Source organism: Anabaena sp. FACHB-83 (genome assembly GCF_014697485.1).
In the GTDB taxonomy this organism is placed as follows: domain Bacteria; phylum Cyanobacteriota; class Cyanobacteriia; order Cyanobacteriales; family Nostocaceae; genus Nostoc_B.
Map to the genome: position 1 here is coordinate 224,381 of NZ_JACJRY010000010.1, position 10,372 is coordinate 234,752.

13 protein-coding genes are annotated in these 10,372 nt (G+C 40.2%); 3 read left to right on the forward strand and 10 right to left on the reverse strand.

Annotated elements, in window-relative coordinates; all coding sequences use genetic code 11:
* Nucleotides 1-33 precede the first annotated feature (33 nt).
* Together H6G79_RS14945 and H6G79_RS14950 are read right to left on the reverse strand one after the other, a co-directional pair.
* Nucleotides 34-966 carry an ABC transporter permease gene (locus H6G79_RS14945; protein WP_190589534.1) on the reverse strand — a complete coding sequence of 311 codons (933 nt, stop codon included), beginning with the start codon at nt 964-966 and terminating at the stop codon, nt 34-36.
* Nucleotides 967-1,006: 40 nt separating this feature from the next.
* Entirely contained in the window at nt 1,007-2,047 is a 1,041-nt protein-coding gene (locus H6G79_RS14950) for an ABC transporter permease (RefSeq protein WP_190589533.1), read from the reverse strand.
* A 6-nt stretch (nt 2,048-2,053) separates the two neighbouring features.
* On the opposite strand from H6G79_RS14950, the gene H6G79_RS14955 reads away from it, so the two are divergent.
* Nucleotides 2,054-2,629, forward strand: a complete 576-nt coding sequence (locus tag H6G79_RS14955; RefSeq protein ID WP_190589701.1) for a Uma2 family endonuclease — start codon at nt 2,054-2,056, stop codon at nt 2,627-2,629.
* Nucleotides 2,630-2,638: 9 nt separating this feature from the next.
* Here H6G79_RS14955 and H6G79_RS14960 read toward each other — a convergent pair whose 3' ends face one another.
* From H6G79_RS14960 to H6G79_RS14990, 7 genes are read right to left on the reverse strand one after another with little or no spacing between them, the layout of a single operon-like run.
* Complete coding sequence (locus H6G79_RS14960; RefSeq protein WP_190589532.1) at nt 2,639-3,310, reverse strand: DUF1877 family protein; 672 nt, start codon at nt 3,308-3,310, stop codon at nt 2,639-2,641.
* 11 nt (nt 3,311-3,321) lie between these two features.
* Nucleotides 3,322-3,606, reverse strand: a complete 285-nt coding sequence (locus H6G79_RS14965; RefSeq protein ID WP_190589531.1) for a type II toxin-antitoxin system mRNA interferase toxin, RelE/StbE family — start codon at nt 3,604-3,606, stop codon at nt 3,322-3,324.
* Nucleotides 3,603-3,824: a hypothetical protein gene (locus H6G79_RS14970; protein WP_190589530.1), complete on the reverse strand. Its 222-nt coding sequence runs from the start codon at nt 3,822-3,824 to the stop codon at nt 3,603-3,605. Before H6G79_RS14970 ends, H6G79_RS14965 begins: the two co-directional genes overlap by 4 nt.
* Before the next feature lie 55 nt (nt 3,825-3,879).
* The gene (locus H6G79_RS14975; RefSeq protein WP_190589529.1) at nt 3,880-4,071 is read right to left on the reverse strand and encodes a hypothetical protein; all 192 of its coding nucleotides are present in this window, start codon (nt 4,069-4,071) and stop codon (nt 3,880-3,882) included.
* Nucleotides 4,064-4,639 (reverse strand): zeta toxin family protein, encoded by a 576-nt coding sequence (locus tag H6G79_RS14980; RefSeq protein WP_190589528.1) that lies wholly within the window; start codon nt 4,637-4,639, stop codon nt 4,064-4,066. The genes H6G79_RS14975 and H6G79_RS14980 overlap by 8 nt, the downstream gene beginning before the upstream one ends.
* Nucleotides 4,640-4,645: 6 nt before the next feature.
* Nucleotides 4,646-6,109: an ABC transporter ATP-binding protein gene (locus H6G79_RS14985; RefSeq protein ID WP_190589527.1), complete on the reverse strand. Its 1,464-nt coding sequence runs from the start codon at nt 6,107-6,109 to the stop codon at nt 4,646-4,648.
* A gap of 4 nt (nt 6,110-6,113) precedes the next feature.
* Nucleotides 6,114-7,169, reverse strand: a complete 1,056-nt coding sequence (locus H6G79_RS14990) for a BMP family protein (RefSeq protein WP_190589526.1) — start codon at nt 7,167-7,169, stop codon at nt 6,114-6,116.
* A gap of 22 nt (nt 7,170-7,191) precedes the next feature.
* Between H6G79_RS14990 and H6G79_RS14995 the strand changes: the two genes are divergently transcribed.
* Both H6G79_RS14995 and H6G79_RS15000 read left to right on the forward strand, forming a co-directional pair.
* Nucleotides 7,192-7,347 (forward strand): hypothetical protein, encoded by a 156-nt coding sequence (locus H6G79_RS14995; protein WP_190589525.1) that lies wholly within the window; start codon nt 7,192-7,194, stop codon nt 7,345-7,347.
* Between the two features lie 12 nt (nt 7,348-7,359).
* A complete protein-coding gene (locus tag H6G79_RS15000) occupies nt 7,360-9,426 on the forward strand; it encodes a family 10 glycosylhydrolase (protein WP_190589524.1) in 2,067 nt (688 codons plus the stop codon).
* A 242-nt stretch (nt 9,427-9,668) separates the two neighbouring features.
* On the opposite strand, the gene H6G79_RS15005 is transcribed toward H6G79_RS15000, so the two are convergent.
* Nucleotides 9,669-10,088, reverse strand: coding sequence for a CAAD domain-containing protein (locus tag H6G79_RS15005; RefSeq protein ID WP_190589523.1), 420 nt, complete (start codon nt 10,086-10,088; stop codon nt 9,669-9,671).
* Nucleotides 10,089-10,372: the final 284 nt, after the last annotated feature.

The following is a 10,372-nucleotide window of genomic DNA, read 5'->3' on the forward strand; positions in this document are numbered from 1 at the left end:
CAAATTTTCTAACCACTGTTATAGGATTTATTGTCATTGATGATTTTCGGGAAAATAATTAACTCCTAAAGCCTTTGGTGGTGAAGCTTTACCAGCTAATCCCAACAATGCAAATAAAGCGATCGCATAAGGTAACATAACTAGAAACTGGTAAGGAATATTAACACCCAAAGCTTGGATACGTAATTGTAAAGCTTCCGTCGCGCCAAACAATAAACAAGCCAAAGCACTACCTATAGGATGCCATCTACCAAAAATTAAAGCAGCGATCGCAATAAAACCTCTACCTGCACTCATCCCTTCACTGAAAAATCGAATCTGCACTAAGGCGAGATACGCACCGCCTAAACTCGCCAAACAGCCACCCAGCACCACCGCACAGTAACGCACCATTGCAACTGATATCCCAGATGTCACCGCCGCCTGGGGATATTCCCCCACCGCTCGCAAAGTTAAGCCAAAGCTGGTATGAAATAAAACATATACACTAACAGCAATTAAAAATAGCAGTAAATAGACAAGAATATCTTGCTGAAACAATAGCATTCCCAAGACTGGGATATTTGCCAACCCTGGAATGAGGAGAGGTGTAATTCCTGGTAATCTTTGGGTGTTAGCACCGTGAAACACCAACCGCGCGAAAAACGCAGTTAACCCACCAGCCACTAAATTAATTGCTAACCCCGACACTAACTGATCAACTTTTAAAGTTACACATAAAAAAGCGTGGAGTAAACCCACCACACCCCCAGCCATGACAGCCGCAAGCACACCAAGCCAGACATTGCCAGTGTAAAAAGTCGCCACCGCACTAGTAAAAGCACCTGTGAGTAACATTCCTTCTAAGGCAATATTCAACACTCCCGAACGTTCAGAATATAATCCGCCCAAAGATGCAAAACTCAAGGGGACAGCGAGGTGTAAACTGGCGACTAGGTAATCAGAGAAGAAGTTAAGGTTATTCATTGGATTTTTTAACGCGGAGTATCGCAGAGTTTTCTTAGCGTTAAGCCTCAGCTTTCCTTTGGGTTTCTACCGCGAGACTAATAGCAACAAATAACACAGTCAAACCTTGAATAGCATAAACTACGGTAACTGGAACCCCGGCGCTACGTTGCATTACATTCGCACCACTACGCAAGGCGGCGAAAAATAAGGAAGTTAACACTACACCGCCAATATTACCGCGACTTAGAAACGCGATCGCAATGGCATCAAAACCATAACCAGGCGAAACTTGTTCAAATAAGCGATATTTCAACCCCATCACCTCAGTTGCACCTGCTAAACCAGCCAAACCACCAGCTAACGCCATGACTAACATAATGGTACGTTCCACCGACATACCAGCATAACGGGCAGCAATCGGGTTTAATCCGACGGCGGTGATTTGGTATCCTAGAGGCGATCGCCCTAACAAAACCCATAATATAATTGCTGCTATTAACGCCAAGATAATTCCCGCATGGGCAAGACTCCCCGGTAAAATAATCGGTAACTGGGCAGACTTAGCAATTAAAGGTGAATAAGGACTAGGTGCGGCTGGTGCTTTTAAAGGATTTTGTACCAAATAGCTAACCAAATTCACCGCAATATAATTCAGCAGCAAGGTTGTAATAACTTCATTCACTCCCCGCACAGCTTTCAAATAACCAGGTATCCATCCCCAAACCGCACCAAAAACAAATCCGGCGCACAAAGCCAAGGGAATGTGAATAATTGCGGGTAATCCTTGCACATATAGACCAATTAAAGCACTTCCCAAGGCACCCAGATAAATTTGTCCTTCGCCACCGATATTAAATTGACCAGCCTTTAATGCAACTAACACTCCTAAACTGGTGAATAATAGCGGTGTCATTTTGGTGAGGGTGTTACCAAAACCAAAGTAATTGGCAAGTGACTCTTGAAATAAGGCTGTGTATGCGGTGATAGGGTTTGCGCCTGCAAAGATGATGAGAATAGCACCAACCATCAGGGCAGAGGTAATTGCTATTAGCGGTGATAAGATTGGTAGCAGGGATTGAATGCGATTTATTTTGGTCATGATGTGATGATTGCCAACCCTCAACCTCAAAAAATGAGTATCGAGCAATATCTCGATTGGGAACCTCTACAAGAATACCGCTATGAATACGTTAATGGCAAAGTTTTTGCCATGACTGGCGGTACAATTCCTCACAATGATATTGCCTTGAACATCTACCGAGCATTGTATCCTCATTTACGTGCTAGAGGTTGTCGCATCAACGTTGCCGATGTCAAGGTACAGGTAAATCTTAACAGTCCATACTACTATCCTGATGTCGTAGTCAGTTGTGATCCACGAGATTCAAATGCTCGCAAATTTATCCAATATCCAAAGATAATTGTAGAAGTTCTTTCTCCTGGTACAGAAGCAAAAGATAGAGGCGAAAAGTTTGCTTTTTATCGTAATATGCCAAGTTTACAAGAATATATCTTAGTGGAATCTGAAAAAATCAGCGTAGAATTTTATCGTCGCGGAGAGGGTAGAATGTGGCTCTATTCTCCCTATACTATTGGTGAAGATATCATTATCGAAAGTGTTGATTTTAGCTGTGGAATTGATTCAATTTATGAAGGTGTGAGTTTTGACATCGAGAAATAGATTTAACCACTAACCAAAATCAAGAAACATTGCGTTTCCTTTATCCGCAGCATCTTGGTAATATTTCACCAAGGGATGATATGTGTAATCAAATAAATGATTGTAGCTATCTTCCGGTAATCCTCTAAATTTTAATCTCTGTTTGATTTCATCCATAGAAAAATCTGATAAAGCCTTGGCTATCTGTTGAACTTCATCAACGCTAAAATAATACAATGGATAGTCACCATCATCATATTCAATTCCTTGACTGGGGCTGACAGCCCTAATTAAAGGAAGATTATCGGCTGGATTTTTACTTACAACTAATTTAGATAAATTAAATTCTTCATCATAAAAGTCATATCCAGTAAGTAAGAAATTGATTGCTTGCCAAGTTTTATCTAAATCTAAATACTTACTTTTGCCTTCATTAATAATTAAAGGAATATCATCCTTCATCTTTTCAAATTTTTCTGGTTTGTGCGTGACTAATTTATCTAATCCTTCTTGTACATAATTAGTTGCCTCATTAAACCACTCCATATCATCAATATCATTTGGGTCTATTGTAAATTCTTTCCAAAATGGTGAATCGTCCAAGTATTGTGCGTCTAAAAATATACCTGCCAACTCAGAATAATTTTTTATTTTCTCCAATATATAGGGAGATATTTGTTTGATTTGTAATGTAGTTCCCATTAGTTTCTGACTCAATAAACTTCATCATGAGTGCCAATATCGATTAGCACAATCATGTCTTCGTCATTATCAGGATTAGGCTGAAATGTGTAAATAATACGGCAATCATACTCCACCCAACAAGCCCACAATCCCTCTAAATCACCTTTTAATTTATGTGATTTTAAACTATGTGTAAATGGATCAACTACAAGTAATTCCAAAACCTCAAATATTTTCTCTTCTAAGCGCGGATTTTTACGAATCACTCGTTTAAAAGCACGCTTGAAGCTACTATCCCAAACAAGAACTCTCATTCTTCACTCAGCAAATCAGCCCGCAGATCATCAAGATTACCATGCTTGGCTACGCCTGTTCTAATTGCTTCTAGGGTTTGTATAGCATTCGACGCAATTTCTTTACGCCGTTGTTCAATGCGTCTTTTAGCAATCAATTCTAGTAGTAAATCTTGCTCTTCCGTTGAAAGAGATTCTACATATTCAATGACTGTCTGAAAAGATATAGGGTTAATCATTGAAAGTTCTTATATAGTTAAAAAAGCTTACTCCTACTTATTATATAACATTTACCTATTGATTTAAATTATTTTGTTGATGCTGAACTGCTGGGATTTGATCAGCAGTTAAAGTTATAACTTTTCCATCTCGCATAATACTAATTGATTGCCCAAGCTTACGATGTCGTTCAATAGCGGACGCAATTGCAGCTTTTACGCCGGCATCAATTTTGCTAGATAAAAGTTCTAATTCTGGTTTAACCATTTTTATCCCCTCTGATTTGAGTTAAAATTGCATTTTCATAAATCATAACTTCTTCACCATAACGATACTCAGCTACTAGCTTAGTCTCATTACTAGAGTTATCATAGATAATCCAGCGATCGCATAACGGTAAATATAAAGAAATGAGATTTTTCTTACCCCTTTCATACCTTCTACGTATCACCTCTTCTGGAATTGAATGTCCGCCACTGGTAACTCTTTGTGCTACCCTTTCTATAGCTAAATCTACACTTCGTAACCAAAAGTATATTAAGTTAACTGTATAGCCTTTGTTCTTACATTCATTTATAAAAGGTACAAAAGTTCTCGCACTTAAGGTGGTTTCAAAGGCAAAATCACTGCCAGAATTAGACAGAGTTTGTAGTCTGGTAATCATTAATTTTCCTGCTTCTATAGCCATTGAATCAGGATTTAATGGAGATAGCCCAGCAGCAATAGAATCTGCATTTACGTACTCAAAGCAGTCTAAAAAATTCGGCAATAAACTCATTGCAACAGTTGTTTTTCCTGAACCATTTGCACCACCAATTATGTAAAGATTTGGCATTTTATTTTATAGTTTTCCCCCAGCCATTAATAGACCAATTTCTTCCACTGTTGCTGTCTGTGCGTCTAAAATAGCAACGAACTTACCTCTGTAGATTACGGCAATGCGATCGCTCATCGCCATGATTTCTTCTAACTCAGTAGAAATATACAATATCGCCGCACCGCGATCGCGTTCTGCTAACAACTGCAAATGTACCGCCGTCATCGCCCCCACATCTAACCCCCTGGTGGGTTGCATAGCGACAATTAAATCAGGTTCCCCCGCCAGTTCTCGCGCCAATACTACTTTTTGTTGGTTTCCTCCCGATAGTTGACTAACTTGAATATCTTCTCCTGTCGCGCGGATATCGAATGTTTGCATTGCAGCTTGGGCATGATTTTTGATGGCTGCTGGTTGTAAGAGATAATTACGACAAAATGGGAATTTTTTAAAAGCTTTTAAAATTAAGTTTTGGGCAATGCTAAATTGCAATATCAAACCTATCTTTTGTCTATCTTCAGGGATATAAGCCATTGTAGAAGATGGTTTTAAATCAATCTTTCCTTGCTTAATTTTACGTAACCCTGTAATTGCATCTGCTAATTCTCTTTGTCCATTGCCATCAACACCCGCAATTCCTAATATTTCTCCGGCACGTAGTTCAAATGACACATCACCCACAGCATGAATATTTCTATCATCTGCAACTTGTAAATTCTCCACCGTCAATACTACTTTTCCAGGTAAAGCAGGTGATTTATTAATTTGTAAATCAACCTCATAACCTACCATTAATTCTGCTAAATTTTGCGGTGTGACAGCCTCAGTAGTGGTTGTGGCGACTACCTTTCCTCGGCGTAATACTGTGACGGTATCACAGAGTTTAATTACTTCCTCTAATTTGTGACTGATAAAAATAATTGTGTTACCAGCAGCAGCTAATTGCCGTAAAATTCCAATCAATGAATCAACTTCTGGTGGTGTTAAGACTGCGGTTGGTTCATCGAGAATTAAAAGTTTGGCTTGGCGGTAAAGAACTTTGAGAATTTCGACACGCTGTTGTATTCCCACTGGTAAATCTTCTACCTTGGCACAGGGGTCAATTTCTAACCCATAAGCTTGAGATAAAGCCGCAATTTCCTGATATTTTTGTTGCAAATTTAAACGCCAGCTATTTTTCAATCCCAAGATAATATTTTCGGTAACAGTCAACTGAGGTACAAGCATGAAATGTTGGTAAATCATGCCAATACCAAGTTTTGTAGCAGTATTAGGCGAGGTAATTTTTACTGGTTTATCTTGTATATATATCTGCCCAGTATCAGGCTGAGATAAACCACTGATCATCTTCATTAAAGTGGTCTTACCTGCACCATTTTCACCTAAAATTGCATGAATCTGACCAGAATTTACACTCAAGCTAATGTTATCGTTAGCAACAAATGAGCCAAAACGTTTAGTGATATTTTCTAAGCGTAAATATGTCATTTATTTATGCTGATACTTTTTTCACACAACGAGTATTTTTACCATCTGCTTGGCAATTCTCAAAGGTGATTTTTTTATCAATAATTTCTTGTCTGACTTTCAGGACATTATTTTTAACTTGCTCAGGAATACTAGCGGTAAAGTTGCCTAAGTTCAAAATATCAGGTCTTTCTAACCCGATAGAATATATCTGTCCTTTTAACTGTTTTTGCTGGGCTAACTCTGCTAAGTAAGTTATGGCTAAATCTAATCTTTTAACTGCACTAGTTAACACTGCTTTGGGCGCAACATCTAATTGGTCTTTGGTATTACCAAAGGCATAAACCCCTTTATCACTGGCTGTTTGCAAAACTGCGGGTGAGGCGCTATCTAACCATTGATAAATCACATCTGCACCCGCAGAAATTAAAGCGAGCGTGGCTTCTTTTGCTTTGGCGACATCATTCCAATCGCCTGTAAATGTGGAAACAATTTGCATATTTGGTTTAACTGATTTTGCACCTAATTCAAAGCCGCGTAATTCTTCTTGAGTTGCTTGAAATTCTTGCCCAGCAATGTAAGCTAATTTATTAGATTTAGTCATAGCAGCCGCAATAATCCCGCACAAATAGCTACCTTGTAAGTGATCTATGCGTAAAGATGCAATATTTTCACCTTTCACATTTCCATTCACACCCACAAAAAATGTATTAGGAAATTGTGTCGCCACTTGTTCTATTGCTGCATCAAATTGTCCGCCGTGGGCAAAAACTAAATTGTAACCTTTACGCGCAAAATCCGTTAAGACTTCTGTTTGATCAGCTTGGGCGACTTGTTCTATATATGCGATTTCTGCACCTAGTTTTTGTTTGACTAGGTTTACGCCTTCATAGCCAGACTGATTCCAGGCTTTATCGGTGATGACTCCAGGGAGAGCGATCGCTATTTTAAATCCTTCAGCGCCACTACTCGCTGTGGGTGTCTGCGGTTGGTTACTACTACAAGCTTTCAGTAGCAAACTGGTAGCAAAGGTAGCTGAACCAAATACCACAAATTGACGGCGACTCAAATTTAGCCTCATACACTAGCCTTTTGATTGATTCATGTTCAATACTAAATTACTCGTAATTGTTCTAATAAACACTACAGTTAACGCCAACTGTCGCCGCAGTGCAGAAAATGTTGCCAAATATGAAAATTTCTGCAAAAGTCCGGGAGGAATTGCGATCGCGCTGTTAGAATCCAGCCAAGCAAACTAATGGCAATCAACAATGGTCTCTACTACTGCACGCTTCTCAGACACTCAAAACCATTGGGCGCGTCCGTTTATTGAAGCCTTAGCAGCGCGGCGCATTTTAAATGGCTATCCCAACGGTACTTTTCGCCCCGATAACTCAGTAACTCGTGCTGAATTTGCGGCGATTGTTGCAGCAGTTTTTACAGTCCCAGTCAAGCGCCAATATACTCCGTTTGTTGATGTTCCGGCAAATAACTGGGCTGCAAGCGCCATCCAAAAAGCTTACGAAACAGGGTTTTTAACCGGCTACCCTGATAAATATTTTCGTCCCAGTAATCGCATTGCTAGGGGTGATGTTTTAGTTTCTCTAGTCAACGGTTTAGACATAGCAGCAAAAATCAAACCCGACTTAGTAAACCAACTTTCACAAATTTATCAAGACGCAGCCAATATTCCTGGTTATGCTAGAAATCAAATCGCTTTAGCTACGAGTGCAGGTTTTGTTGCTAGTTTCCCCAATATTAAATTACTCAATTACGCCACAGCTGCAACTCGCGGCGATGTGGCGGCGATAGTTTATCAAGCTTTAGTTTATCTGGGTAATGCTCAAAAGATATCTTCTGTTTATCTTGTAGTTCCACCAACCACAACACCCACGCCCACACCCACACCAATACCCACGCCCACGCCCACACCTAGACCCCCCGTATCTAGTACTGTGAAAGTCAGCCATACACGCGAGTTTCGTGGGGCTTGGGTAGCATCGGTGTGGAATAGTGATTGGCCTTCTAAGGCGGGACTTCCAACTGCACAACAAAAGTCAGAATTTTTAGAAATTGTCAACCAGTTGCAAGCACTGAATTTCAACGCTTTGATTTTGCAAGTGCGTCCTGAAGGTGACGCTTTGTATGCTTCGGAATTAGAACCTTGGAGTGCTTGGATTACTGGAACTCAAGGCAGAGCGCCCGAACCATTTTATGATCCTTTAGAGTTTGCGATCGCTGAATGTCACAAACGCAATATCGAAGTTCACGCTTGGTTTAACCCTTACCGCGCCAAAACTAGCATCAAAGGTTCTCCCAATGTCCGCCCCCACATCGCACTTACCCATCCAGAAGTAGTTTATCAGTGGGGCAATCAACTGTGGATGGACCCTGGCTCAAAAATTGTTCAAGATAGAGCCTACAATGTCATTCTTGATGTTGTGCGGCGCTATGACATCGATGCTATTCACTTAGATGATTATTTTTATCCCTATCCCATCCAAGGACAATCTTTTCCTGATAATAAAACCTACGCCGCATACAGAGCCGCAGGTGGTTTATTAAGTTTAGATGATTGGCGACGGGAAAATGTCAATCAAATGGTGTTGCGGCTTTCGGAAGGAATCAAAACAACCAAGCCTTATGTCAAATTTGGGATTAGTCCATTTGGAATTTATCGCCCCGGACAACCTGCGGGAATCACTGGTTTAGATGCTTACAGTGTACTGTATGCTGATTCACGCAAATGGTTAGAACAAGGTTGGATTGATTATTTAGCACCGCAACTTTATTGGCGAATTGACCAAAGCAAACAAAGCTATCCCGCACTACTGCGATGGTGGACAGAAATTAATTCTCAGCAGCGACATATTTACGCCGGAAATAATCTCGGTCAACTAGATGGTAAAGCTTGGAAAGACGATGAAATTGACAAACAAGTCAAAATTTCCCGCAACTTAGCCAGCAACTTATCTCTAGGAAATATTTTCTTTAGTATGAGTGCGATTAATCAAAATCGGCGCGGTATTGCTGACCAATTTAAAAGTTCTCTTTATTCTAGACCTGCAATAGTACCTGCTATGCCTTGGCGGAGTGCAGCCCAAGTTACCCCTCCCCAAGCCTTGCAATTTAAAGATGGTAAACTGAACTGGCAACCAGGAGATAATCAGCCTGTCAGGTCTTGGACACTTTACCGCCAAAGTGGTGATAGTTGGACTCTTCAGCGTGTTTTATCTGCTGGTACAACCTTCGCCACCGTTCAACCTGGAACTTATGCTGTTTGTGCAGTTGATAGGTTAGCGAATGAGAGTTTAGGCGTAGTGATTACGGTGAGTTAATCATATTTAGCAGTTTTGTTTTATGAATAGATAGGGGGAAAGGGAAGACAAGGAAGACAAGGGAGTCGCAATGAAACAAGCTTCATAGCCAAGTATGAAAGTGGGACTAGCATTTTTACTCAGCACTCAGCACTCAGCACTTTTAAAGGAGAGGAGTATTGATAATTTAAAAAATACAATAATCAAGCGATGCGTTAGGCTGAAGCCCTAACGCATCCTACTATTTCAGACTTCAGACTTCTTCAATCTCCTAAAACTTGGGCTGTTAAAACGCGAATTTCTGCCCACAATTCTTGGCGAGTGGAAGCTTGTAAAAGATAACGCAATACAAACCAAGTCGAGTAAACAATGCCAATTAACTCTAACGTTGGTTCTAACAGGGGCAGGTCATTAATGGCATTGAGTATGGCGATCGCAACTCTCAGTGTAACAGTAGCTGCCAAAACTACAACTACAGCTATCAAAGGCAATTGGTATACCTGCCAAAAACGATTTAAATTATCAGGGAACTGCTCTAAAAACTGAGATACTTGCTGCCATTGCGTCTGAGATTTACCCGCAGGTGGTAGCTTTGGTAAGTTTTGTGTATCTACACCTTCAATGGCGACTGTACTTGTTGAAGATGTCACATCTATAGAATGAAATTCTTGTTCGAGTGCCATATTTTTAGAATGTTACTAATCACAAAAATTGTACTATGGCGATTTTTGGTTAGATAAAGTCTACCTCATCCAACCAAGAACTACTATAGCAGTTTAAAACAAGGGTGTAGGTGTAAAAAAAACAGGGGAGAGAGAGGGGAAAGATTTCTTCCCACACCTCCCACACCTCCCCTGACAGGTGTAGGTTTTTTACAATTAGGAGGAGTTAAAGCAGAAGAAATCGTCAACAGGAGTAGAAGGAAAAGAACTCCAGCGATGAAGATGAATCGGAAGGTGATTGAGAA